Genomic DNA, 26,281 nt, shown 5'->3' with positions numbered 1-26,281 from the left:
GCAATAAATCACTCGATAGGAAAAAAGATGATGCGTTTATGGGGGCGGAAAAGCTCTATTAATGTTCAAAAAGTGTTGTGGTGTCTTGCCGAGTTAGGCCTTAAAGAAGGCGTCGATTTTGAGCGTATTGATGCTGGCCTTCAGTTTGGAAAAGTGCGCACACCAGAGTTCTTAAATCTCAATCCAAATGGTTTAGTTCCCACACTAGAAGATAAGGGGCTGGTACTTTGGGAGTCCAACACAATCATGCGTTACCTAGCTTCGCAGTACAACCAAAATAAACGCTTTCCGGCAGACATTGCCTCTCAATATGGCTCTGAAAAGTGGATGGACTGGCAAGTGGGTACGCTGTGGCCCGTTTTGCGTCCTGCCTTCATCGGCCTAACGCGAGTTCCAGCAGCAGAACAAAACCATGAACTCATCTTCAAGTCTTATCAAGAAACGAATCAGTTATTTGAAGTTCTCGATAAGGCTCTAGCTTCACAGACTTTTTGCTCTGGAGAGAAATTTCATCTTGGCGATATCGTACTCAGTCTATGTGTGCACCGCTGGATCTTAATTAACGACACTTTTGCAAAAGAAACTGGCGCACGAGTAAATTTACAGAATATCGATCGCTGGTTAAATCAAATTAAATCAGAAACCCATTTTCAAGAATTTGCAGAAAAAGAGCTCAATATCATTAACAAGTGATATTGAGCTTTACTCATTTAAAAAATTATTCTTGCTTGAATTTCTTCTGGTGGTGATCAGCGCCCATATACAGATACATCGCAGGCACTACAAAGAGCGTGAACAAGGTGCCGATTGATAGGCCTGTGAAGATCACGATTCCCATAGATTGACGGCCGGCTGCACCTGCTCCAGAGGCAATTACCAAAGGCACAACGCCAAGTACCATCGCTGCAGTAGTCATCAAGATTGGTCTTAAACGAACGCTACTTGCTTCAACAATCGCATCTAATTTGCTACGGCCGGCTTCTTGCAATTCATTTGCAAATTCAACAATCAAAATACCATGCTTACTAATCAAGCCCATTAAGGTGACAAGACCTACCTGCGTGTAAACGTTCAAGGTAGTGAAGCCCAGATTAATAAAAATCAAAGCGCCAAAAAGAGCTAAGGGAACAGACACCAGAATAACAATTGGATCGCGGAAGCTTTCAAACTGCGCCGCAAGTACCAGAAAAACAATCAAAATTGCAAAGAACATTGTTACAAGAAAGCCGCCTGACTCAGACATAAACTGACGTGAAGGGCCCGCATAGTCCATGGAGTAACCATTTGGAGCGACTTCTTTTAGAGTCTGACGCATGTACTCCAGCAAATCTGCTTGGGAGATAAACGGTGTACTCACTCCAGAAATGGTTGCAGAGTTTAATTGTTGGAAGTGATTAATCGATTGCGGTACAACGCGCTGTTTAATGCTAGCAATCGTCCGCGCCTGAATCATCGCGCCACTTGGAGTGCGGATGTAGTAATCCAATATCTGATCTGGGTTTAAACGATCCACTTGCTTCACTTGTGGGATCACTCGATATGAACGACCTGAGACAGAAAAATAGTTCACATAACCACCACCCAAAGCCGCAGAGAGCGCTGCACCAACCTGCTGCTGCGTCATTCCTAAAGCAGCCACCTTCTCGCGATCGATCACAAGAACATCTTGCGGCTTATCAATCTTTAAGTCGGAGTCTACAAAGAAGAAGTTGCCACTGCGACGTGCTTTATCCAAAACCGTCTGGGACACCTCATTCAATTGCTCATACGACTCAGTAGTATTAATTACAACCTGAACCGGCAAACCTTGGGCTCCAGGTAGAGCGGGGAACTGGAATGCGGCTACGCGCGCACCCGCAATCGTATTCCACTTTTGCTGCATATCTTCTTGGAACTTGGTCGCGTTGCGACTGCGTGAGCTCCAATCTTTTAACAAAATGCCGCCAAAGCTGGATGTTGGACTAGTTATCTGAAACGCTTGTTCATATTCTGGTTCAGCTGCAGCAATTGCGTAAATTTGATCTGCATAAGTTTGCATCTGATTCACAGTACTGTTTGGCGGGCCAGATGCCTGCATCAACACAATGCCCTGATCTTCCGTTGGCGCTAATTCAGCGCGCGCAGTGGCATAAAGATAAGCAACTCCACCAAGCAAAATAGCGCCCATCACAATAATGACTTGCCAGGTACTTAATAAGTCGCGCAAAGTGGATTGATAGCTGTGATGCACTTTATCAAATATCTGATCGATCTTATGCACAAAAGAAGAGGCTTCTTGCTCTTCGGTAAAAATACGCGAGCACATCATTGGTGACAAAGTTAATGCAATCAAGCCCGATACCGCTACAGCGCTGGCTAAGGTAAATGCAAATTCCGTAAAAAGAGCTCCGGTTAGACCGCCCTGAAAACCAATCGGAATATATACAGCGATCAATACAACCGTCATCGCCAAAATTGGACTACCCAATTCACGAGCTGCGATTAAGGAGGCTTCCAAAGGCGATTTACCTTCCTTCATATGCCTATCAACGTTCTCGACAACGATGATGGCATCGTCCACTACTAGACCAATTGCTAGAACCAATGCCAAGAGTGTGAGCAAATTAATGGAGTAGCCCAATATTTGCATCAAGAAGAAAGTACCAATTAAAGACAAAGGCATCGCGATTACAGGCACTGCTACCGCGCGAACACTTCCCAAGAACAAGTAAATCACAACTGTCACGATGACTAAGGCCTCAAGCAAGGTTGAGATCACTTCATCAATCGAGCTAGTAATAAATTCTGTGGAGTCATAAACAATTTGACCATTCATGCCAATCGGCAATTGTTTCTGGATATCTGGAACCACGTCTCTTACGCGCTGGGCCACATCAAGCAAATTGGCTTGTGGCGCAACCTTAATGCCAATAAATACAGATTGTTTACCGCTGAAAGCCACATTGGTGTTGTAGTCTTCGGAGCCTAGAGAGACATTCGCCACCTGGTCTAAGTAAACAATATTGACGCCATCCTTCTTCACCACTAGCTTGCGAAACTCTTCCAATGTGTGCAGGTCAGTACCAGCAACCAGGTCAACAGAAACCATATCGCCTTTTGTGCTGCCCACTGCAGATAAATAGTTATTTGCTGACATGGCGCTATACACATCATCTGCGCCAACACCAAGACCAGCCATTTTTTCACGATCCAACCAAGCACGTAGAGCGAACTTCCTACCACCAATAATCTCCGCGTTTTGTACACCCTCAACAGAATCTAACTTAGGCTTTACAACTCGCAATAAATAATCCGTGATCGCATTGTTGGGCAACTGATCACTATAAAAACCCATATACATTGCAGCAGTTGATTGACCCACTTGAACGGTCAATACAGGTTGTTGCGCTTGCGGGGGCAGCTGATTCTTTACCGCACTAATCTGCGTCTGAATCTGCGTTAATGCCGAGTTCGAGTCATAGTTCAGTTTGAGTGTCGCAATGATGGTGGAGACACCGCTCACGCTAGTTGAGGAAAGATAATCAATGCCCTGAGCTTGAGCGATTGAAGCCTCTAAAGGTTGCGTAATAAAACCAGCGATCGTTTCCGGGTCAGCACCGTAGTAAGCGGTAGTTATCGTAACGATGGCATTTTGTGTTTGTGGATATTGGTTAACTGGCAAAGAACCAATCGCCTTCAAACCAAAAACGAGCACCAGCGCACTGACCACCAGTGATAACACTGGCCTGCGGATGAATATATCTGTCCAATTCATCGGCTAATTATTCCTGCGGCTTAGGATCAGGAGAGTTTGCGGGCTGCACCTTGTTATTAATAATCAGAGGCGTGCCATTCTTTAACTTCAATTGACCGCTAGTGACAACGGTATCACCTTCATTAATGCCTTTGAGAATAGCCACTTGATCACCACGTGTCGCACCAGTTGTTACAAATACTTGCTGGGCCTCAAGCGCTGGATTGCCTTGCTTATCTTTCTTACCAGTAGGCTTAGCAATAAAAACGGTTGATCCGTAAGGGTTATAAGTCACTGCTGTTTGTGGCAAGGTTAGCAATTTCACCTCGTCACCAAGCTTAATATTCACATTAGCAAACATGCCAGGCAATATTTTCTTGTCAGGGTTGGCAATCTGCGCTTCAATTTGAATATTGCGAGTATTGGTATCCACTTTTGGGCTAACTGCAGTGATCTTGCCGGTAAAGCTGGCATCTTTAAATGCATCAGTAGTAACGACAACTTCTTGCCCCACTTGAATTTGCTCAGCATTACCTTGAGGCAATGTGAAATCCACAAATATAGGATCTAAAGTTTGCAGGGTGATTAATTTATCGCCTGGATTCACAAACTGCCCAGGGTTGATTGACACAATGCCAACACGTCCACTAAATGGAGCCTTTAGATTTTTCTTAGCAACCAAAGCGGTTTGAGCTTCGACCTGAGCTTGCTTTGATTTTGCATCGGCTTTACTAGTATCAAAAACGTTTTTGCTAATCGCCTGAATCGCCAGCTGCTGCTTGTCGCGCTCGTTAATGACTTTTGCAAGATCCGCCATTGCTTTTAAGGAGTTCAGTTGGGCCACATCAGAAGCGTCATTTAATTTAATGAGTAAATCGCCCTCTTTAACATCTTGACCAGATTTAACGGGCACAGTTTGAACTAAACCACCAATTTCTGTACTGAGATCAACCCCTCTAAAGGCGCGTACATTACCAACACTAGTTAACTTTGGCTGCCACTCTGAAGTTGCAACCACCATTGTTGAAACCGTCGCTGGTGGCAAACCCATTCCTGATATGAAATGCTTAATCATGAATGACTTGAACTGATTAAAAGCAAAAATCAGCCCCAACAATAAGAAGACTCCGCACAGCATGATTGTCATGCGACGTGGCAAAGGCTCCATTGCCATTAACTTGGCATATGCCTTTGTACCGCGCCACTTAACCCCCATGCGTGCATAAAATGATTTAGCTTTTTCCCAAAAGGAAAGGGCTTTTTCACGCAACTTCCATTGCACTGCCTTCAACTTTAACCATGCCCAGATGGCAATGACAGCAGCAATCAGTTTGCTTTTAATTGTTTCCAGAAGTTTCATTTTGATCTTTGTTTGCGATGTCTTTTGGTTTGAAGGCTGGACCAACGCGATTCCACCAGCCGCCGCCTAATGCTGCAAATAATGCTGCCGTATCAGAAAATCGCGTTGCTTGAGCAGCAACGGATTTCACTTTGGCTTGTTGATACTGATTTTGGTAATAGAGCACCGCCAAATAACTTGCTGTTCCGAGTTTGTATTGTTGTTGCACAAGATCCAAAGTTTCATAGGCATAACGCTCTGCATCAGAAGCCGCCTTAAGTGCTTGAGCACCAGTCTCTAGAGCGCGTAGGGCATTGGCAACTTCCTGAAATGCATTCAAGACTGTCGCTTGATATTGAAAAGCCGCCTGCTCATAATTGGCCAGTGCGCCACGACGCTGTGCCAACAATTGACCGCCCTGGAACAAGGGCTGCAAGATTCCGCCACCAATAGACCATAAAGCAGAGTTAGGACCAAATAGCGCCGCAGAAGTAAGCGCGGCAGAACCAATGGATCCAGTGATATTAAATTGCGGCAACAAGTTTGCCGTGGCAACCCCAACAAATGCATTCTGCGCTTTTAATTGAGCTTCAGCTGCGCGAACATCTGGACGTTGGCGTACAAGACTTGACGGGACTGAGAGTGGCAATTTTTCAGGCAAATGCAATTTGCTTAAATCAAAATGTGCAATATCAGCATTACTAGGCACCTCGCCCACTAAGACTGCGAGTTGATTACGTGTGAACGCTAAATTTCTTTCGTAATTTAATAAATCGACTTGTGAATTCGATACCAATGTTCTTTGGGAAGTGACATCGACTTTCGAAACCGTACCAATCACCAATTGCTTTTCTGTTACTTCAGCAAGATTAGTTTGCGCCTTCAAGATTTCTTCCGTGGCACTCATCTGCGCTCGCAGAGCAGCTTCTCTTACTGCGCTGGTGACCACATTGGCCGTCAAAGAGAGGTATGCACCCTCCAGCTGGAATTGCGCAACTTCTGCCTGTGCTCTAGCACCTTCTACTGCGCGACGAGCCCCTCCAAACACATCCAGTTTGTAGCTAACATTCACAGAGGTGTTGTAAAGATTGTAGGTATCAGATCCGTATGGCAAGCCATAAATAGCCGAAGGTTGCAGCTGACGACTAGCGCCTGCACCAAGACCTATAGCAGGAAAGTATTGCCCACCAATTTGAGCATTTACGTTTTCCTGAGATGCGCGCAATGCAGCATCAGCAGCACCTAAATTTGGATTTTGTTCCAATGCTTTTTTAATTAAGGCATCCAGTTCAGGGGATTTATATAACTCCCACCACTGCGCTTCGATATCAGCACCCTCGACAAACTCTTGATCCGTTCCACCCGGAACACCAGGGGCGGTTGCTAATTTCTTGGCTACAGGGCCTTCGGTGTAAGAAGAGGTTTTAGGCGCCTCAGGTTGCTTAAAGTCAGGACCAACCGCACATGCTGAAAGTAAGCTCACGCATAGAATCGGGAGCAGCTTGGAATACGAGAAAGAAGGGATCTTTAAAAAAAACATGGGTGCGGCAAATATTCTCTTTTGTAAGAGTTATTTGAACACAAAAATGATGTTGGGGTTGCGTAACACCCTGATTTATCTACTGAAATTTGTACACAAGTTTGTGTCAAAGTCAAATAAGTAAAAAAATTATTCGACTGTTACGCTTTTCGCTAAATTACGTGGCTTATCAACATCTGTGCCACGAGCACATGCTGTGTGATACGCCAATAACTGCAACGGAACAACATGCAGAATAGGTGAAAGATTTCCATAGTGCTCTGGCAATCGAATCACATTAATGCCGTCGCTATTCACAATTTCGGTGTCTTGATCAGCAAAGACATAAAGCTTGCCGCCACGTGCCTTCACCTCTTGCATATTGGACTTCAGTTTTTCAAGAAGTACGTCATTGGGTGCAACAGTTACTACTGGCATTTTGTCTGTTACTAGCGCCAATGGTCCATGCTTAAGTTCGCCAGCGGGGTAGGCTTCCGCATGAATATAAGAAATCTCTTTAAGCTTCAATGCGCCCTCAAGGGCAATTGGGTAGTGGAGCCCGCGACCCAAGAAGAGCGCGTTCTCACATTTCGAGAAAGCATCACTCCAAGCCATGATCTGTGGCTCAAGCGCCAACACCGCATGCAATGCCTTGGGTAAATGACGCAACTCGCGTAACAACTCTTTTTCTTTTTCAGCGCTCACTTTTCCAGCGCGTTTTGCTAGCGATATGGCTAGCAGATATAGAGCTAGCAACTGCGTAGTAAATGCTTTAGTTGAAGCAACACCGATTTCTGTACCGGCCTTAGTTAAGAAATGCCAGAGGGTTTCGCGAACCATAGCGCTACTTGCAACGTTGCAAATAGCCAATGTGTAACGATGTCCAAGCTCCTTGGCATGACGCAATGCTGCTAAGGTATCAGCCGTTTCACCCGATTGCGAAACCACCACAACTAATGCTTTTGGATTTGGAACGGTTGTGCGATAGCGATATTCGCTAGCAATTTCTACTTGGGTTGGAATGCCTGCAATATCTTCTAGCCAATACTTAGCAACGCATGCCGAGTAATAACTAGTTCCACAAGCCAAAATCAAAATTTGATCGAATCCCTGCCACTCATCTGGTTTAGCACCAAATAACTCTGGTCCAAATGAAGCAATATTGGCAAGCGTATCGCCAATTGCTCTGGGTTGCTCAAAGATTTCTTTTTGCATGTAATGCTGATAAGGGCCAAGATCGACGGAATCCGCTTGCGCTGGCATAGGCTTGCGCTCACGCTCAACTAACTTACCACTTTGATCCAATACCTCGACGCTCCCAGCCCTCAAGACAGCCACATCGCCTTCTTCTAAATACATCATAGAGTGAGCGCGGCCCGCTAAAGCAAGGGCATCTGATGCCAAGAAATTTTCTTGGTTGCCAAGCGCGATCACTAATGGGGAGCCAACTCGCGCACCCACCAATGTTGCGGGGTTATCTTGCGCGATCACGCCAATCGCATAAGCTCCATGCAACTTTGGCAATACCGCTTTGACTGCATCTGCAATACTTTTTTGACCGTCACCAACATATTGCTGATGAATTAAATGGGCAATTACTTCTGTATCAGTCTCAGAACTAAAAACATAGCTAGCCGCTTTTAACTCCGTACGCAGAACTTCATAATTCTCAATAATGCCGTTATGAACTACCGCAATGAGTCCATTTGAAATATGAGGGTGGGCATTTTGAGTGTCTGGCTTGCCGTGCGTCGCCCAACGGGTATGGGCGATTCCAAGAGTTCCCTTGAAATCTTTACCTTGCTCAGCTAATTCAGAAACACGAGCAGTAGTACGAGCGCGCTCAATAGGATGTTTTGCGTCATCGCCATTGATAACTGCGAAGCCACAAGAATCATAGCCACGATATTCAAGGCGGCGCAAACCCTCTACCAATACCTCAACGATATTTTGATGAGAGGCTGCGCCAACAATGCCGCACATTATTTTTTGCCCTTAGCTTTAACCACTTTTTTTAAGGGCTTTTTTGATATCGTTTTTTTAACTGTTACTTTTTTAGCAACTAATTTCTTAGAAACAACTTTTTCTTTTTTTACTGGACGTTGCCACTGCAAAGAAATTTGTTTCGCTCTTGAAACAGTTAACTGATTAGCTGGCGCATCTTTGGTAAGTGTTGTTCCTGCCCCCAGAGTAGCACCACGCCCTACACGCACTGGCGCAACTAACTGAGTATCGGAACCAATGAAGACGTCATCCTCAATAATGGTCTGGTGTTTGTTAACACCATCGTAATTGCAAGTAATGGTGCCCGCGCCAATGTTGACTCTTGTACCAACAATAGAATCTCCAACATAAGCCAAGTGATTTGCTTTGCTGTTTGCTGCAATTTTGCTGTTCTTTACCTCAACAAAATTTCCAATATGCACATCATTTGATAAATCAGCACCAGGCCTTAGGCGTGCATAAGGGCCAATAAGAGACTGGTTACCAACCTTAGCGCCATCAATATGGCTGTATGCATGAATCACAACATCCTTGCCAATCACGCTATTGCGAATAATGCAATATGGTCCAATTTTTGTGCCAGCGGCTAAGGTAACGCAACCCTCAAACACACAACCAACATCAATAAATACATCTTCCCCACACTCTAAAGTGCCACGAACATCAATACGCGCAGGATCAGCAAGCGATACCCCTGAGTCCATCAACTGATTTGCAATATTGAGCTGATGTACGCGCTCTAAGCTTGCTAATTGCTCGCGACTGTTAACGCCAATAGTTTCATATTCATTATCAGCCTGTGCTGTGCGAATAGGCACACCATCTTTTACCGCCATTGCAATTACATCAGTCAAGTAATACTCACCCTGGGCATTGCTAGCACGTAAAGCTTTGAGCCATTTCTTTAAAGAATTTGTTGGCAACACCATGATGCCGGTATTAATTTCTTGAATGGCCTTCTGTGCCACTGAAGCATCTTTTTCTTCAACAATTTCTTTTACAGAGCCATCAGCATCACGCACGATGCGACCATAACCCGTAGGATTACTCAAATTCTGGGTCAGCAAAGCTAAGGCACAATTTTTACCACGTACGCCATCAGCCAATTTAGACAACTTACTTAATGTCTTTTGAGTTGTAAGAGGAACATCTCCATACAAAACCAAAGTTGGCTCTTGTGTATCTAATTTTGGCAATGCTTGCAATAGAGCATGGCCCGTACCTTTTTGCTGCGCTTGAAGCGCAGTGCTCACTTTACTAAATCTGACATCTTCTTTAGCAGTGCTGGATAAAAATTCTTTTACGTCGTCAGCGCCATGGCCAATAACTACTACTGGACCCTTTTTTGAAGTTTTACCTTGAAGCGCTAGAGCGGTATCGAGAACATGATGCAAAAGGGGTTTGCCTGCCAGTGTTTGTAAAACCTTTGGTAATGCGGATTTCATCCGCTTTCCCTGCCCGGCAGCCAATATGACGATATTCATAAAGGGGGATTATAAGTCCCTTGCACAAGGGTTCCGCAAGCCAATTCATCTAATTCTGACTCATCAATTGCCTTGTCTCCCGAAGACCTTGCAGCTACACCTGAGAGCTCAGTTGAAATCTCAAGATTTTTGAAGTCAAAAGCCTCGGAATCCATTAAATGTGACGGAACAATATGGTGCATTGAGCGGAACAGATTTTCTACTCGACCTGGGTGCTTCTTTTCCCAATCGCGCAACATTTCTTTCATCACCTGGCGCTGTAAATTGGGCTGACTGCCACAAAGATCACAGGGAATAATGGGGAAGTTCATGTCGCCTGCATAACGCTCCAGCAATTTCTCAGGCACATAAGCAAGCGGCCTAATCACAATATGCTTACCATCATCAGATCTCAATTTAGGCGGCATACCTTTAAGCTTGCCTGCATAGAACATATTGAGCATGAGCGTTTCAAGAATGTCGTCACGATGGTGGCCAAGAGCAATTTTTGTAGCGCCCAACTCATCCGCAACTCGATATAAGATCCCGCGACGTAAGCGCGAACAGAGTCCGCAGGTCGTTTTACCTTCTGGAATAACGCGCTTGACGATGCTGTAAGTATCCTGCTCTTCGATATGAAACTGAATGCCTAAACTCTTCAGATAGTTGGGCAATATTTCCGCTGGGAAATTAGGCTGCTTCTGATCTAAATTGACGGCCACAATTTCAAAATTGATCGGCGCACGTTCGCGCAACTTCATCAAAATATCCAGCATGGCATAGCTGTCTTTGCCGCCAGACACACATACCATTACCTTATCGCCATCCTCGATCATGCCAAAATCGCCAATAGCTTGGCCAACCAAGCGACAAAGCTTTTTTTCTAATTTGTTTTCTTCAAAAACAATTTTTCGTATATCGCCCATAAGCACTTAGTTCTTTTGCAATATATCTAATATTTACGACTGCTTGATCCGAAATACTTCTACGCCAACTGAATGGCAATCTGGATACACATCGGGTTTAGAGGTGCTTACGCGGGCCGCCAATACTTTAGGATGCGCCAACATCGCGCTAACAATCTCATCGCAAAACGTTTCTTGAAGCTGAATATGCCCTTTGGCAGCAATCTCTTTAATAGTCTCACGCATGAAATCGTAATCAACCACTTCATTTAATTGATCGTGTGTTGGCGTATTCATAGCAAGAGGAATATATAGATCTACATTCAAAATCACGCGTTGCTCTGCTTTTTTTTCAAAGTCATGAACGCCAATATTGATATAAATTTCATAGTCGCGCAAAAACAAACGGCGACAGTCAATTAAAGCGGGATGCGAAAGAATGGCGTGCATAAATGGGGAATTTTTCTAAATGCTTTGTATGAATACTTAGTTCGTTTTAAACATCACATCACGTGATGAGGGTAATAAATGTTGGCCGCCGTCTACATACAGTGTCGTTCCTGTAATGGCATTAGCGTTAGCCAAGAATACAGCTGCACTTGCGATATCCGCCGGCGTAGATGATTGACCTAAAGGAGTCATCTTATGGGCTTGAGCAAACCCTGATTGCGATTGATCGCCCGATGGCAGTGAAATACCCGGTGCTAATCCAACCACTCTGAGATAAGGAGCAAAATCCATTGCCAAAGTTTCAACTGAAGAAGCAAGGCCTGCTTTTGATAGTGTGTATGACAGGTAATCTGGATTGAGATTAATTAACTTTTGATCAAGCAACTGAATTACAGATGCAATTACATCAGACGTTTGTTTCTTCTCTTTTTGGAATGCAAACATGCATTGCGCCAGCAAAACAGGCGCCAGTAAATTGACCTGCACATGATCCAACAAAGATCTGCCAGTTAAAGGTGTGCTGGAGTTAGCGCGGTCATATTCAAAAATTGAAGCGCTATTCACCAAACAGTGCAAATTAGGAAACTGTTGAGCCACATCGAAAAATAGCGTTTTGACAGCACCCTCAATCGCCAAGTCAGCCTGAAATGCAATAGCCTTCATGCCTAGACGCTGGATGTCGGCTACGGTTCCCTCTGCTTCTTGGCGAGAACGGCCATAATGAACTGCCACTTCCCATCCTTGGCGCGCAAACTGCAAAGCAATTTCACGACCCAGGCGCTTACCAGCACCAGTCACTAAAACTGCTTTTTGTTGCTCTGAAGGGTGGACTGAACTCGGGTTCAATTAAATTCTCTTAGACTAGCGAGCTATGGATATTACCTTGACCAGCCTAGAAACGGAGCATAGCGAGCTTCTAAAGGCAAAAATAGCCTCTCAGATCGCCTCCCAGGGCGGCTGGCTACCTTTTTCTCGCTATATGGAGATGGCCCTGTATGAGCCCGGAATGGGCTATTACAGCGCAGGGGCTCACAAACTGGGTGCTGGTGGAGATTTCACAACCGCGCCTGAGCTTAGCCCGCTATTTGGGGCAGCGATTTGCTCAACCCTCATTCCAGTGCTTGAGGGTCTTCAGCAGAAAAGATTACCTACCCAGATATTAGAATTTGGTGCAGGCACTGGCAAATTGGCAACATCTATACTGACTCGCCTTCGAGATCTTGGGTTGACCCTAGACACCTACAGCATTATTGAAATCTCTCCGGATCTAGCTCAACGTCAAAAAGAGCACATTCAAAAGACCGTCAAAGAGCTCAATATTCCGACTCAGTGTCAGTGGCTAAGTGAACTACCGAAAAATTTTTCGGGTGTTATCTTGGCAAACGAAGTGATTGATGCGATTCCCTGCGACACCATCATTTATCAAAATGGTTTTTGGTATTCGCATGGCGTAGCCTTCGAAAATAATAAGCTCATTTGGAAAACTGGTGCTCCTGTTAATCAAAGTCTTCTTCCTGAAACTTTGTTGACTGGTAATTTTCCTGAGGGTTATGTCACCGAACTACATTCGCCTGCGATCGCCTGGATGCATCAGGTTACAAAACATTTAGATAGTGGTTTATTCCTCACGCTTGATTACGGTTTTCCTGAGAGCGAGTATTACCACTCGCAAAGAACTGAAGGAACGCTGATGGCACATCATCGCCATCATGCGATTCAAGATCCGTTTTATCTACCAGGGCTATGCGATCTAACAACTCACGTTGAGTGGTCGCAAATTGCACGTGCTGCGTTAGCAGAAAACGCTGATGATGTTTATTTAACGAATCAGGCGGCTTATCTTTTAGATGCTGGTATTGGTGATATCGCGCTAGAGATTGGCGACCCCAGCAATCCAGAAACATTCCTGCCAATCTCTAACTCATTACAAAAATTGCTATCGGAAGCCGAGATGGGTGAATTATTTAAAGCATTTGCCTTTTCTAAAAATCTGGAGCAGTTCCTTCCAGGACATTCTTTAGAGGACTTACCTGGATTGCGTGGCAGAAATCGGCTTTAAACAGGCCGCAAGAATTAGGCTTTAAGTGCCGCTGTAATAGCGGCCAATCTTGCCACCTCAAACGCACTGCCAATACGTTCACCATTAGATCGATCTTCAGCAGCTATTCCAGCAATAATCTCTGCGGTATTGAGCGCTTGTACGTTACGCATCGCTTTAATTAATGGCATCACACCCAAGCCAAGGTTTTGGGCAAGATTGAGCAAAGCTTGTCCGCGATCAGGCTTGCGCCATACATCCGCGCGATTGAACCAAGCCAACACATCCACGGGCTGAAATTGAAGTTGACTCTTATTAATCAACACTAATAACTCGCTAAAGATTTCGCTAAAGTCACGAACCTCTATTGGCATGCGAACACAATCAGCCCAAGAATGAATCTCTGCAGCGGGTATATCCATCAAAACTACCGCACAGCGCTCTTCCAATGAATTTCCCGCCGCGCTCAAATGAATCAACATTGCCTCACGAAATTCTTCTTGTGACAATTGCACTGCGAGTGTTGGCGCCAAGAGTGTTGCTGCTGCCCCCGTGTTGAGCAAGACTTGAAACATATGCATAGGCCTACTAGCAACCAAACCCCTGGCCAGCTCTTGCCAAATACGCTCGGCAGATAAGGCGCGTAACTCATCCGCCTGAACAATTGCTTTCAATGCCAACATTGTTTCATCAGCAACACTGAAGTCTGGAAAGCGCGCAGCAAAACGGGCAATACGCAATAGGCGAAGTGGATCTTCAGCAAATGCATCTGAAACATGTCGAAAAACTTTAGCAGCTAAATCTTGTTGACCGTTATAGGGATCCAAAATTGGGCCATGCAAACTTCCGTCTTCGCCAACTTCTTGGGCCATCGCATTAATCGTCAAATCACGGCGTAGTAAATCTTGCTCTAGAGTGACAGATGGATCTGCGTAAAAATGAAACCCTTTATAGCCTTTGCCAGTCTTGCGCTCAGTACGCGCTAAAGCATATTCAGCCTGTGTATCAGGATGCAAAAAGACTGGAAAATCTTTGCCAACAGGACGAAACCCTTTAGCAATCATTTCCTCTACGCTAGATCCGACCACAACGTAATCAATATCGTGTACCGGCAATCCCATCAAGGCATCGCGTATCGCTCCGCCAACAGCGTAGATCTTCATTCTGGGTCGCTTTCCAGATGATGGCGACTCAGTTTAAATACTTGCGTTAATGCGTCGATACTATTTTCAGGAAGAATATTTGGCAATTGCATTGAAGCAATATTGTCCCGTGACATCAGCGTGGGTCCAGGCAAAAACTCAAAGGCTAATGCCTGTAAGTGGCCCACGAAAGCCGGCACAGGAATAATCCAGCAAGAAGTTTTTGCTTTTCGTTTAGCCAATTCCACAATCTCTTGCATCGTATATACCTTGGGACCCACCAAATCATAAGATTGGTGAATTGTCAGCGGCATATGTAGCGCTTTTACAAAAGCGCTTGCTACATCATCTACGCTAACTGGCTGAAATTTTGCTCCATAGTTCGCCAGCGGCATTAATGGGAATAGCTTTGTAAGCTTAGTGAACAAATTTATAAATTGATCTTGAGCACCAAAAATCACTGATGGTCTAAAAATAGTCCAATCCAGATTGCTTGCCTTCACTGCCAACTCGCCATCACCCTTGCTTCGTTGATACATCGATGGTCCTTTAGAGCTAGCGCCAAGAGCGCTCATATGAAGATAACGCTTCAGACCATGCAACTGCATTGCAGTAATAATATTTTTAGGTAAATCAACATGAGCAGATTTAAATACCTTGCCATAAGGCTTAGCCGGCCTATCGTGTAACACACCAACTAAATTAATCACCGCACCGTTTAGCTTGATACGCGAACATAAATCTTGCAAGGCATCAAACTCGTGAATATCGACTTCTTCAATATGCACTTTTGGCAACAAACGCAATTCACGGCCAGTGGATGGATGACCAGAGGGGATCAATACAGAGTAACCAGCCAATTGCAATTGCGCAGCCAAGACTCGCCCTACAAAACCATTTCCCCCAATTAACAAAATGTCATATTGCATAGAATCCCTCTTAACAACTTAAGGTAACTCAGATTGTGTGGCTGCTTTAGGTGTAATTACACCTAAACGTTGTTTTAATGACTGCGTTTGACCGTTCAATACTGAGGAATAGTAATTTGCGTTTGACAACACATTCTTGACATAAGTACGTGTTTCATTAAACGGAATGGTTTCGGCAAAAATCGCGCCCTCAGTTGGGCCAGTTAACTTTTCGCGCCATGCTTTAGAACGTGATGGGCCAGCGTTATAGGCCGCGGAAGCTAACACCCATGAGCCATCCAAATCGATCAAGACCATATTGAGATAGTTGCTCCCCAATGTCAGATTGGTGTTCGTATCGCTTAATTTATCGTTGGTGTAATTGGTCATACCAATCTTCTTGGCGACATACTTTGCGGTATTAGGCATAACCTGCATCAATCCAGAGGCCCCTACTGAAGAAGACGCATTCATGATGAAGCGCGATTCTTGGCGAATGAGTCCATACGCCCACGCTAGATTTAAATCAATCTGTCTTGCGATTGGCGATAGCTCATCGCGATAAGGGGTGGGATAGCGTAAGTGAAAATCGTGCTCTTGTTTTGTACGATCCGCAGTATTTACAACGCGATCATACAAATTGATACGCTTAGCATATTCAGCAGCAGCCAAAAGCTGCTTATCCGTCATATTGCGTAACTCCCAATTCCACTCGCGATTACCTTCAAAACGCAAATTCATGGCATACAAACGTTCGCCACGAACAAATCCTTTGCGACTTGCCATGGCATCAATTTCTTGCTCAGAAACTTTGGTGCGACTAGGCGCTTGATTTGGCTTGCCCAACTCCTCACGAGCCAATTGACCATAAAAGTTGTATTGATCTGCGATTAGCTCAAAGCTTTCTTTTGCTTTTGCATCTTGACCTTCTGCTTTTAATGCGCGGCCATACCAATAAGTCCACGCAGGATCTTTGCTTCTCACTGCAGGATTCATGCCATCAATCGCATTCTTAACCAAGACCCAATCTTTTGCGCGCAAACCAGCGCGCACTTTCCATTCTTGCGACTCTACAGATAACAACTCGTTGTAACCGAGATCTTGCTGCAAGCGGTATGCATCATCGGCATTCGGATCTAATTTCTTTGCCAGAAATTGGCCAATTACACCCCAAGCGAGTGCTTGGTTTTCTTTGCTGTAGCGCGATGCTATTTGAGAAAAATCTCGATAAGCTTTTACAGGATCCGTCTTAGCTACTTTCACAATATCACCAATGGGATCATCGCCACCAAGGCGTCGCGCCATCGTGTCATAACCTTTTTCGCTTGCGGCACGACCAATCGCCTTTGCCTCACTTGGCGTCATGCCGCCCGCGCCCACCAAGGCAGGAACCAACTCCTGGCATGCCTGCCCAAAATAACTGGGGTCCAACAAAACCGCGCGTGAATCGATTGCCAACTTGGTTGGATTTTCTCCTTGCGACAATTTAGATAACAAGGAATAACACTTCACTTGAGTGTCATCGTCCAATACAAACTTGGCATACTCCGCATCAAAGCGTGCCCAATCTTTACGTTTGCCAAGCACCAGCAACCAATCATTACGCATGCGATCCGCCAATGCGGTTCCCTGATATTGATTCAAAAACGCAACCACTTGTGAGTCAGCGGCATAGTCATTTCGCGGGCTACCTGAACTATCAAACATTTGCGGCTTGATTCGAAAATAGGCTACGTAATCATCAAACGGGTAATTGACTAAAGCCGAGGATAGTTGCTGTGTTCGAAATACATCATTCTTTTTGGCCGCCTCACGCAAGTCGATAAACATGCGATCTGTATCAGTTATTTCTGCGGGCGCTACTTTGCTTTCATAAGACTTCGGCAGTTTTGGTTTTTTAGTTTTCTCTGCGAATGCGCTTGGCATGGCAAAAACCATCCCCAAAGCCAATACTCCAGCCCAGCGAACACAATACCCTCTCAGAATCTGATGCGTCTTTTTCACTATCTAACCTTATTTACTATATTTTCTAATTTTCGCCCGATAATGGTCGATATGCACGGTAATTCACCAAAATCTCTACGCCAAGAATTATTAAAACAACGCAAGGAATTTGCTGCGAAAAGCGCTTTCCCTCAAATTAGAGAGAAGCTAATTTCCACCATTCAAGAATTTCTTACTAGCGAGGGCAAAGCCCTGCGCGCAATTGCCCTATATTGGCCGATTCAAGATGAGCTCGACATAAGAGCCCCTTTACTTAGCTGGGCCAGCAGCGATAAGGGGCGGCGCTTAGCTTTGCCCTATGCTCGCCCGGATAAACACCTAGATTTTTTTGAATGGCGCGATGGCGATAGCTTGATCCCTAGCAAGCATGGCGTTCTTGAACCAATTCCAAATAATGAGAGCAGACCCATTCTTGATCCAGACTGCATCTTCATACCCTGTGTGGGCTGGTCAGGCTCAACCGCCAATGGCAAAACACACTATTGGCGATTGGGTTACGGCGGCGGCTACTTTGATCGCACATTATCAGAATTACGCAAAAAAAATCCCAAACTGATTTGTATTGGGATTGGATTTGATTGGCAAAAATTAGATGATGCTCAGTGGTCCGCTCAAACTCATGATGAGCCTTTAGATATGCTGCTCACCGAATCTGGTTTGCTGCGTTAACTTAATTTGTTAACTCTAAATTCTCCGCGATAGCCAATACGGCATCAGCTTGATTTAGAGAATAAAAATGTAAGCCTGGTGCGCCAGCAGTTAGAAGCTGATCACACAAGTCCGTTACAACCTCTTCGCCAAATGCACGAATCGAGGCTATGTCATCTCCATATGATTGAAGTCGCAAACGAATCCAGCGAGGAATCTCAGCACCACAGGCATCCGAGAATCGCAGCAATTGACTGCTATTAGTAATCGGCATGATGCCAGCGATGATTGGTTGGGTAACGCCCAAATCATAGGCTTCGTCTACAAAACGAAAATACGCATCACTGTTATAAAAATACTGAGTAACAGCAGAGTTTGCGCCCGCTTTCATTTTTTGCACAAAGAAATCGATATCACTTGCAGGTGACTTTGCTTGTGGATGTGTCTCTGGATATGCAGCCACATCAATATGGAACCAATCACCCGTCTCTGCACGAATGAACTCTACCAATTCATTAGCGTGATGGAATTCACCATACTGACCCATGCCTGATGGCAAGTCACCGCGCAAGGCTACGATTCGCTTCACCCCTAAAGCCTGATATTGCTTGAGCATTTCACGAACGCTCTCACGCGAGCTACCAACGCAGGATAAATGCGGGGCAACAGCAGCCCCCGCAGCATGAATATCACTGACTACTTTTAATGTGCCTGACTGAGTAGAACCGCCGGCCCCAAAAGTCACGGAATAAAACGAAGGTTTCAGTGTTTCACTGAAACGCTCACGCACTAGGTGCAGCTTATTCTCACCTTCAGGTGTTTTTGGAGGGAAGAACTCAACGCTTAATTCCATGATTGGGACCTAGATATCTAACAGCAGATTAATAACGATAGTGCTCGGGCTTGTATGGACCTTCTTTAGTAACGCCGATATAAGCGGCTTGCTGGTCTGTCAATTCAGTCAGCTGAGCATTTAGCTTCTTCAACTGCAAGCGTGCAACTTTCTCATCCAAATGCTTCGGTAAGGTATATACGCCAATTGGATATTTGTTAGTGCCAACCGCATTCCATAACTCAATCTGAGCGATCACTTGATTCGCGAATGAAGAGCTCATCACATAAGAAGGGTGGCCAGTACCGCAACCCAAATTCACCAAACGACCTTTAGCTAAGATGATTAAACGCTTCTCAGGCATGCCATTGGCCGCAGGGAAAATCACATGATCCACTTGTGGCTTAATCTCTTCCCACTTGTATTTCTCGATACCAGCAACATCGATCTCATTATCGAAGTGGCCGATGTTACAAACAATCGCCTGATCCTTCATCTTCACCATATGGTCATGTGTAATCACATGGTAGTTGCCAGTTGCTGATACAAAAATATCAGCCTTGTCTGCGGCGTAATCCATTGTTACCACACGATAACCTTCCATGGCGGCTTGAAGTGCACAAATTGGATCAACTTCAGTTACCCATACCTGAGCAGACAGAGCACGTAAAGCTTGTGCAGAACCTTTGCCCACATCGCCATAACCACAAACCACGGCAACCTTACCGGCAACCATCACATCGGTAGCGCGCTTAATTGCGTCAACCAAAGACTCACGGCAACCATAAAGATTGTCGAACTTGCTCTTGGTTACAGAGTCATTCACGTTAATTGCTGGGAATTTCAAATCGCCTTTGGCAAACATTTGATACAAACGATGTACGCCCGTTGTAGTTTCCTCGGTAACGCCTTTTACTTTCTCTAAACGAGTGGAGTACCAAGTTGGGTCTTGAGCTAACTTCTTCTTAATTGCGGCAAAAAGAATAGTTTCTTCTTCACTGGTTGGATGATTTAAGCAGGCTTGATCCTTTTCAGCACGTGCACCAAGATGCAATAACAAAGTGGCATCACCACCATCATCCAAAATCATATTGGTATAGCCACCATCAGCCCATTCAAAAATGCGATGAGTGAAATCCCAGTACTGCTCAAGCGTCTCGCCCTTGATAGCAAAAACTGGTGTGCCGTTTGCAGCAATCGCTGCAGCAGCGTGATCTTGCGTCGAGAAAATATTGCATGAAGCCCATTGCACTTCCGCACCAAGAGCTTCAAGAGTCTCAATCAATACTGCGGTTTGAATAGTCATATGCAAAGAGCCTGTAATGCGTGCGCCACGCAATGGCTGCTGAGCAGCAAACTCATCGCGAATGGCGATCAAGCCAGGCATCTCAGTTTCAGCAATCGCAATTTCTTTACGGCCAAAGTCAGCCAAAGAAATATCCGCAATTGCGCAACGAGTTGCAACAAAGTCTTTTAAATTGAAATCAGAAACGGTATTCATGTAATGCTCCAGCTAAATACGATCCAATGCTGGAGTACAAACTCGCTAGCCTTTGAATCATGGGTTAGCGAGCGCAGTTGCAATTAGCAAACCTTTGAAGATTTGCCCCTTCAAGCCTGGGGAAGTGCCAATCTGGCAATCCTTGCAACGCTCCTTGAAGGTATGGCGAAATTGTAATCAATTTCGCCATCTTTCGCCTCAATGCGTCTCAACACATCTTAAAAACGCGTTTTGACTCTTTAATTCACTAAATGGGGCTTATAGACCTGCTGCCGCACGCAATGCAGCAGCCTTGTCTGTTTGCTCCCAAGTAAATTCTGGCTCTTCACGACCAAAGTGACCATACGCTGCAGTCTTGCGATAAATCGGACGTAGGAGATTAAGCATCTTCACAATGCCTTTGGGACGCAAATCAAAATGCTCTGATACGAGTTGCGCAATCTTCTCATCAGAAATCTTGCCAGTGCCAAATGTACTCACCATAACTGAAGTAGGTTTTGCAACACCAATAGCATAAGAAATTTGAATTAAGCACTTGCTTGCCAAACCTGCAGCGACGACGTTCTTAGCAACATAACGACCAGCGTATGCAGCTGAACGGTCAACCTTTGAAGGATCCTTGCCTGAAAATGCGCCGCCGCCGTGAGGAGCCGCACCACCGTAGGTATCCACAATAATTTTGCGGCCAGTTAAACCGCAATCGCCTTGTGGGCCACCGATAACGAAACGACCTGTTGGATTCACCAAGAAATTAATAGCGCCTTTGATCAGATGCTTTGGTAATACTGGCTTAATAATTTCTTCAACTACTGCCTCACGCAATTTTTCCAAAGAAATATCTTCGTCATGCTGAGTAGACAAGACCACAGTATCAATAGAGTCAGGTTTGCCATCAACATAACGTAAGGTGACCTGTGACTTTGCATCAGGACGCAACCATGTCAAACGACCATCACGGCGCAATTGTGATTGACGCTCAACCAAGCGATGTGACAAATGAATTGGTAGCGGCATGAGTTCTGCAGTTTCATCGCAAGCGTAACCAAACATTAAGCCTTGGTCGCCAGCGCCTTGGTCCAAGCCATCATCGTGCGCCTTATCTACGCCTTGAGCAATATCTGGGCTTTGCTTGTCATAAGCAACCAGCACCGCACAACCTTTGTAATCGATACCGTAGGCAGTGTTGTCATAGCCGATTTCACGCAAAGTATTGCGAGCGACTTGTATGTAGTCTACGTTTGCATTGGTTGTGATTTCACCAGCCAACACAACTAAGCCGGTGTTGCACAAAGTTTCTGCCGCAACACGTGCAGTTGGATCTTGCGCCAAGATGGCATCAAGAATCGAATCAGAAATTTGGTCCGCTACTTTATCGGGGTGACCTTCAGAAACAGATTCTGAGGTAAAGAAGTAATCGTTTGCCATTGCATATTCCTTTAAAAATTAACACGATCTATGGGACAACTCGACGTGCCTGGAACTACAACGGCGACGCTTTAGCAGAATTTTTGAATCGCCCTGCAAGTTGTCTTAACTCAGCGATGGTGCCATTCTATCTGAAAACCCCAATATTCATCAAGACGGTCTGAAATTTGGTCTTCATGACAGCATTGAATATCATTGAGGGGTGCAAAAATTCCTTTTAAAGATTGGTCTCAATATCATCGCTGCGCTACCCCTAGCAGTCGTGCAGGTATTGGGGGCTTTCCTGGGGCTACTTGCCTACCTTGGGTCAAAGCAATACAGATCGCTATTTAGACCTCAATATGAAGCTGTCGTCAAAGCACGCGATTTACCTTTTAAGCTTTGGGAGGCTGTGTGCGCTTCAGGAATGCTCTTTTCAGATAGTTTATGGATTTGGCGCAACCCACAAAAAGCACTTAACTTAGTAGAAATTCAAAACTGGGATTTAGTGGAACGTGCGATACAAGAGGGTCATGGCCTAGTAATGCTGACGCCACACCTCGGTGGCTTTGAAATTATTCCAAGAGTATTGGCAAAACATTTTCCTGCAACTATTTTGTATCGTCCATCACGACAAGAGTGGCTTAATGAAGTGGTAGAGGAAGGGCGCGCATATCCCAACATGCACTTCGTACCAACCAACCTGAATGGCGTACGTCAAATGACGAGAGCACTTACTCGTGGTGAAGCCATTGGCATCCTCCCTGATCAAGTACCCAGCGGTGGTGAGGGTGTATGGGTGCCATTCTTTGGAAGACCGGCCTACACAACACCACTGCCTGCGCGTCTAGCAAATCGCAACAACACTCCTGTAGTGATGTTTACGGCAAAGCGTAAATCTATTGGAAGGGGATGGCTAATGCAAGCAACACGCCTTGCACACTTCAATGAAGATGCCGCCATGGCTGCTGCCGAACTCAACGTAGCGATTGAAAACGCCGTCTTGATTGCTCCCGAACAATTCATTTGGTCATACAACCGTTATAAACACCCAATGGGCGCGGAATTACCGCCAAGCGCTTAAAAGGGCATTATCATTTTTGGCATGGCTTGGCTCTCAAACCTTTTCAATTTCCTAGCGCTCAGCCTATTGCGCTTATTTGCATTTCTTCCCTACAGTATCACCGTTTATGTTGGCTATGGACTTGGCTGGCTTGCAGCCCACATACCGAACAGCAGAGCCAAGGTAGTCAAAACTAATTTGCGATTATGTTTTCCCAATCTCAACGAAAAAGAGATTGATGCGCTTGCGCTAGAACACTGGAAATTATTTGGTCGCAGTGTTTTAGAACGAAGCAGAATTTGGCTGGGAAGTGGGAAACAAATTACCGACATTGTGACGATTAAATCCGCCATTACGCTTGGAGACCGAAAACCTCGCCTTCTCATTAATCCACACTTTGTTGGCCTTGAAGGTGGCTTTATGGCGCTATCTGTGCTGGCGAGTCAGCGTGATTGGCCCAAAGGGGCTGGTCTTTATCAAAAAATGAAGAATCCATTCTTCAATCAAAAGATGATTGAATGGAGAAATCGCTTCGGTGGCAAGTCGATTGAAAGACAAAGTCGTTTGCGTGACCTAATCCGAGAAATCCAAACTGGCAATTTTATTTTCATCGCCCCAGATATCGACCTAGGGCCACGTGACTCGGTATTTGTACCCTTCTTTGGAATCCAGACAAACACCATCACTTCCGTATCGCGCTTGGCAAGATTAAGCGGTGCAGAGGTTTGTTTAATGACCACAACTCTAAATAAAGATCGCAAAGGTTATACGTGCCACATTAGCGAACCCTTGCCAAACTTTCCTAGCGATGATGTTGAAAAAGACACTACTCGCCTCAATCAATATATCGAGGACCTTGTTCGAGAAAGGCCAGCAGAGTACTATTGGGTACATAAACGCTTTAAGCATCGCCCTCCTGGCGAACCAAGCCTTTACGATTGATAGATTATTTTGAGCACTACTCCGAGCAACTCTAGACGCAAATTACGCTTCACCAAAATGCATGGTGCAGGCAATGATTTCATTGTGCTCAATGGTATCGATCAAGACTTAAGCAATATCACTTGCCAGCAATGGCAAGCCTTAGCACACCGTCAATTTGGTATCGGCGCAGATCAAATTCTCTTAGTTGAAAAGCCCACCCGTGACGATGCCGATTTTCGTTATCGTATCTTTAATGCGGATGGCGGAGAAGTAGAGCAATGTGGCAATGGCTCCCGCTGCTTTGTGCGTTTTGTCTTGGACCAAGGCTTATCTAATAAAAATCCTCTGCGTGTTGAAGTAGCCCATACCGTCCTTACACTAAAGTCTCATCCTGATGGTCAAGTTGAGGTGAATATGGGCGCGCCAATTTTTGAGCATAACCAAATCCCATTTAATCCAAGCGACTTGGCTAGCATGCAAGAATTTCACGAAACTCTTTATGCCCTTCCCTTGAATCGCCCTGCGATGCATGATAGCTTTGTAGGTGTCTTATCAATGGGTAACCCCCATGCGGTACAAGTAGTGGCCGATGTCGCTAGCGCACCAGTTTTAGAAGAGGGCCCTGAAATCGAAAAACATGCCGCGTTTCCAAAAAGGGTGAATGCGGGTTATATGCAAATCATGAACCGCAATGAAATTGCATTACGTGTTTATGAGCGTGGCGCGGGAGAAACTTTAGCTTGCGGAACTGGCGCCTGCGCAGCAGTGGTTTCAGGCATCCGCAGAGGACTGCTGGACTCACCGGTAAAAGTACATACTCGTGGTGGAGATCTACAAATTGCGTGGGGTGGTATTGCCAACAATGCGGCTGAACCCGTCATCATGACAGGCCCAGCAGTTACTGTTTTTGAAGGCGAAACAGAAATCTAAGAAACGATTTTCTTAGATGCCGTATTTTTCTCTATATGCTTTTACTGCTGGCAAATAAGCTGTTAACTGAGCATCACTTGATGCCGTCAAAAATGACATTAGGCCAGTTAAGTTCGCGATTGAAATTACTGGCAAACCAAACTCCTGTTCAACAGCCTGCACTGCGGACTTGTCACCAATATCCGTAGCATTGCCAGATCTTTCCATACGATCTAAAGCAATCAACACGGCAACCGGTTCTGCACCCGCTTTACGAATCAGGTCTACAGACTCTCGCACCGAAGTACCCGCTGAAATAACATCATCAACAATAATGACCTTGCCTTTTACCGGCGCGCCAACCAGCACGCCACCCTCGCCATGATCTTTAGCTTCTTTGCGGTTATAGGCATAAGGAACATTAACGCCATCATTTGCCAAAGCAATGGCGGTTGCAGCTGCAAGCGTAATACCTTTATAGGCTGGGCCATACAACATGTCGAAAGGGATTTTAGATTCCACTAAAGCCTTGGCATAGTAACGCCCAAGGGCGCCCAAACGAGCGCCATCATTAAATTCACCAGCATTAAAGAAATATGGAGAGAGCCTACCCGCTTTGGTTTTAAACTCCCCAAAGGACAAAACCTTTGCCTCCAAGGCAAAACGAATAAAGTTATCTTGATTTGAATTATTTGAGCTCATAGACCTACATGTTACGCATCATTTCCGCGAACCTCAACGGTATCCGTTCAGCAGTTAAAAAAGGCTTTCTGCCATGGGCCACCAAACAAAAGGCGGACTTCATCTGTATGCAAGAACTCAAAGCCCAGCGCGATGATTTAGAGGATGCCATTCTGAATCCCGATGGACTACATGGCTTCTTTCATCATGCGGAGAAAAGGGGCTATAGCGGCTGCGGCATCTATACCCGCCATCAACCTGATGATGTACTTTATGGATATGGCAATCCAGAATTTGATGCGGAGGGGCGTTATGTTGAAGCGCGCTTCAAAAATCTTTCAGTAATCTCGGTTTACATGCCATCAGGCTCAAGCTCTCCTGAGCGACAAGAGGCTAAATATCGCTACCTCGATAGCTTTATGCCACATCTCATCAAACTTAAAAAATCTGGCCGTGAAATTGTTCTCTGTGGTGATGTCAATATCGCCCACCATGAAATCGATTTGAAAAACTGGAAAGGCAATCTTAAAAACTCGGGCTTCCTGCCTGAAGAGCGCGCTTGGTTAACCAAACTATTTGATCAAGTGGGCTATGTCGACGTTTATCGCAAACTAGAGCCCAAGGCTGGAGAAGCCTGCTACACCTGGTGGAGTAATCGTGGCCAAGCTTATGCGAAGAATGTGGGGTGGCGTATTGACTATCAAATCAGCACTCCGGAGATTGCCGCTGCGGCCAAGAAAACTGCCGTATATAAAGATGAACGCTTTTCCGATCATGCACCGCTTACGGTGGATTACGACTGGAAACTTTAAGG

22 protein-coding genes and 1 riboswitch are annotated in these 26,281 nt (G+C 45.2%); of the genes, 7 read left to right on the top strand and 15 right to left on the bottom strand.

Translation table 11 applies throughout. The features are described 5' to 3' along the window. Window positions 1-27: 27 nt before the first annotated feature. Window positions 28-693 carry a glutathione S-transferase family protein gene (locus ICV39_RS03375; RefSeq protein ID WP_215390477.1) on the top strand — a complete coding sequence of 222 codons (666 nt, stop codon included), beginning with the start codon at window positions 28-30 and terminating at the stop codon, window positions 691-693. A gap of 25 nt (window positions 694-718) precedes the next feature. Here the strand turns inward: ICV39_RS03375 and ICV39_RS03370 are convergent, their stop codons facing one another. From ICV39_RS03370 to ICV39_RS03335, 8 genes are all read right to left on the bottom strand, one after another. Continuing rightward, entirely contained in the window at window positions 719-3,754 is a 3,036-nt protein-coding gene (locus ICV39_RS03370) for an efflux RND transporter permease subunit (protein WP_215390476.1), read from the bottom strand. Window positions 3,755-3,761: 7 nt separating this feature from the next. Beyond that, window positions 3,762-4,901 (bottom strand): efflux RND transporter periplasmic adaptor subunit, encoded by a 1,140-nt coding sequence (locus ICV39_RS03365; RefSeq protein WP_215390858.1) that lies wholly within the window; start codon window positions 4,899-4,901, stop codon window positions 3,762-3,764. A 169-nt stretch (window positions 4,902-5,070) separates the two neighbouring features. Further along, complete coding sequence (locus tag ICV39_RS03360; protein WP_251372721.1) at window positions 5,071-6,555, bottom strand: efflux transporter outer membrane subunit; 1,485 nt, start codon at window positions 6,553-6,555, stop codon at window positions 5,071-5,073. Between the two features lie 186 nt (window positions 6,556-6,741). Continuing rightward, the gene (gene glmS / locus ICV39_RS03355; RefSeq protein WP_215390474.1) at window positions 6,742-8,574 is read right to left on the bottom strand and encodes a glutamine--fructose-6-phosphate transaminase (isomerizing); all 1,833 of its coding nucleotides are present in this window, start codon (window positions 8,572-8,574) and stop codon (window positions 6,742-6,744) included. Further along, on the bottom strand, window positions 8,574-10,079 hold the full coding sequence (gene glmU / locus ICV39_RS03350; RefSeq protein ID WP_215390473.1) for a bifunctional UDP-N-acetylglucosamine diphosphorylase/glucosamine-1-phosphate N-acetyltransferase GlmU: 1,506 nt from the start codon (window positions 10,077-10,079) through the stop codon (window positions 8,574-8,576). The genes glmS and glmU overlap by 1 nt, the downstream gene beginning before the upstream one ends. Then, window positions 10,076-10,984: a tRNA 2-thiocytidine(32) synthetase TtcA gene (gene ttcA / locus ICV39_RS03345; RefSeq protein WP_215390472.1), complete on the bottom strand. Its 909-nt coding sequence runs from the start codon at window positions 10,982-10,984 to the stop codon at window positions 10,076-10,078. Before ttcA ends, glmU begins: the two co-directional genes overlap by 4 nt. 33 nt (window positions 10,985-11,017) lie before the next feature. Beyond that, window positions 11,018-11,413: a dihydroneopterin aldolase gene (locus tag ICV39_RS03340; RefSeq protein ID WP_215390471.1), complete on the bottom strand. Its 396-nt coding sequence runs from the start codon at window positions 11,411-11,413 to the stop codon at window positions 11,018-11,020. Between the two features lie 36 nt (window positions 11,414-11,449). Beyond that, window positions 11,450-12,259, bottom strand: coding sequence for an SDR family oxidoreductase (locus ICV39_RS03335; RefSeq protein WP_215390470.1), 810 nt, complete (start codon window positions 12,257-12,259; stop codon window positions 11,450-11,452). A gap of 25 nt (window positions 12,260-12,284) precedes the next feature. Here ICV39_RS03335 and ICV39_RS03330 point away from each other — a divergent pair, with 25 nt between their 5' ends. Continuing rightward, on the top strand, window positions 12,285-13,472 hold the full coding sequence (locus ICV39_RS03330) for a class I SAM-dependent methyltransferase (protein WP_215390469.1): 1,188 nt from the start codon (window positions 12,285-12,287) through the stop codon (window positions 13,470-13,472). A 14-nt stretch (window positions 13,473-13,486) separates the two neighbouring features. On the opposite strand, the gene ICV39_RS03325 is transcribed toward ICV39_RS03330, so the two are convergent. Genes ICV39_RS03325 through ICV39_RS03315 form a run of 3 tightly spaced genes read right to left on the bottom strand, consistent with a single transcriptional unit; the run spans window position 13,487 to window position 17,439 of the window. Then, window positions 13,487-14,614: a polynucleotide adenylyltransferase gene (locus ICV39_RS03325; protein WP_215390468.1), complete on the bottom strand. Its 1,128-nt coding sequence runs from the start codon at window positions 14,612-14,614 to the stop codon at window positions 13,487-13,489. Further along, window positions 14,611-15,522, bottom strand: a complete 912-nt coding sequence (locus tag ICV39_RS03320) for a complex I NDUFA9 subunit family protein (protein ID WP_215390467.1) — start codon at window positions 15,520-15,522, stop codon at window positions 14,611-14,613. The genes ICV39_RS03325 and ICV39_RS03320 overlap by 4 nt, the downstream gene beginning before the upstream one ends. An 18-nt stretch (window positions 15,523-15,540) precedes the next feature. Continuing rightward, window positions 15,541-17,439, bottom strand: coding sequence for a transglycosylase SLT domain-containing protein (locus ICV39_RS03315; protein WP_371816569.1), 1,899 nt, complete (start codon window positions 17,437-17,439; stop codon window positions 15,541-15,543). 108 nt (window positions 17,440-17,547) lie between these two features. On the opposite strand from ICV39_RS03315, the gene ICV39_RS03310 reads away from it, so the two are divergent. Next, window positions 17,548-18,174 carry a 5-formyltetrahydrofolate cyclo-ligase gene (locus ICV39_RS03310; protein ID WP_215390466.1) on the top strand — a complete coding sequence of 209 codons (627 nt, stop codon included), beginning with the start codon at window positions 17,548-17,550 and terminating at the stop codon, window positions 18,172-18,174. A gap of 1 nt (window position 18,175) precedes the next feature. On the opposite strand, the gene metF is transcribed toward ICV39_RS03310, so the two are convergent. The 3 genes from metF to metK form a co-directional block, all read right to left on the bottom strand. Continuing rightward, complete coding sequence (gene metF, locus ICV39_RS03305; protein WP_215390465.1) at window positions 18,176-19,006, bottom strand: methylenetetrahydrofolate reductase [NAD(P)H]; 831 nt, start codon at window positions 19,004-19,006, stop codon at window positions 18,176-18,178. A gap of 28 nt (window positions 19,007-19,034) precedes the next feature. Further along, on the bottom strand, window positions 19,035-20,486 hold the full coding sequence (gene ahcY, locus ICV39_RS03300; RefSeq protein WP_215390464.1) for an adenosylhomocysteinase: 1,452 nt from the start codon (window positions 20,484-20,486) through the stop codon (window positions 19,035-19,037). Between the two features lie 62 nt (window positions 20,487-20,548). Continuing rightward, window positions 20,549-20,648, bottom strand: a riboswitch (S-adenosyl-L-homocysteine riboswitch). 96 nt (window positions 20,649-20,744) lie between these two features. Continuing rightward, window positions 20,745-21,911, bottom strand: a complete 1,167-nt coding sequence (gene metK / locus ICV39_RS03295) for a methionine adenosyltransferase (RefSeq protein ID WP_173956573.1) — start codon at window positions 21,909-21,911, stop codon at window positions 20,745-20,747. Between the two features lie 202 nt (window positions 21,912-22,113). Here metK and ICV39_RS03290 point away from each other — a divergent pair, with 202 nt between their 5' ends. From ICV39_RS03290 to dapF, 3 genes are read left to right on the top strand one after another with little or no spacing between them, the layout of a single operon-like run. Further along, window positions 22,114-22,974 (top strand): lysophospholipid acyltransferase family protein, encoded by an 861-nt coding sequence (locus tag ICV39_RS03290; RefSeq protein WP_215390463.1) that lies wholly within the window; start codon window positions 22,114-22,116, stop codon window positions 22,972-22,974. Window positions 22,975-22,995: 21 nt separating this feature from the next. Next, window positions 22,996-23,895, top strand: coding sequence for a lipid A biosynthesis acyltransferase (locus ICV39_RS03285; protein WP_215390462.1), 900 nt, complete (start codon window positions 22,996-22,998; stop codon window positions 23,893-23,895). Between the two features lie 57 nt (window positions 23,896-23,952). Beyond that, window positions 23,953-24,807 carry a diaminopimelate epimerase gene (gene dapF, locus ICV39_RS03280; RefSeq protein ID WP_215390855.1) on the top strand — a complete coding sequence of 285 codons (855 nt, stop codon included), beginning with the start codon at window positions 23,953-23,955 and terminating at the stop codon, window positions 24,805-24,807. A 12-nt stretch (window positions 24,808-24,819) separates the two neighbouring features. Here the strand turns inward: dapF and pyrE are convergent, their stop codons facing one another. After that, on the bottom strand, window positions 24,820-25,488 hold the full coding sequence (gene pyrE, locus ICV39_RS03275) for an orotate phosphoribosyltransferase (protein ID WP_215390461.1): 669 nt from the start codon (window positions 25,486-25,488) through the stop codon (window positions 24,820-24,822). A gap of 8 nt (window positions 25,489-25,496) precedes the next feature. Here pyrE and ICV39_RS03270 point away from each other — a divergent pair, with 8 nt between their 5' ends. Further along, window positions 25,497-26,279, top strand: coding sequence for an exodeoxyribonuclease III (locus ICV39_RS03270; protein ID WP_215390460.1), 783 nt, complete (start codon window positions 25,497-25,499; stop codon window positions 26,277-26,279). Window positions 26,280-26,281 lie beyond the last annotated feature (2 nt).

Origin of the sequence: Polynucleobacter sp. MWH-UH25E, assembly GCF_018687095.1 — a bacterium.
Lineage (GTDB): Bacteria > Pseudomonadota > Gammaproteobacteria > Burkholderiales > Burkholderiaceae > Polynucleobacter.
The sequence above is the reverse complement of the archived record's forward strand: the minus strand, read 5'-3'. Positions and strand labels throughout refer to the sequence as shown.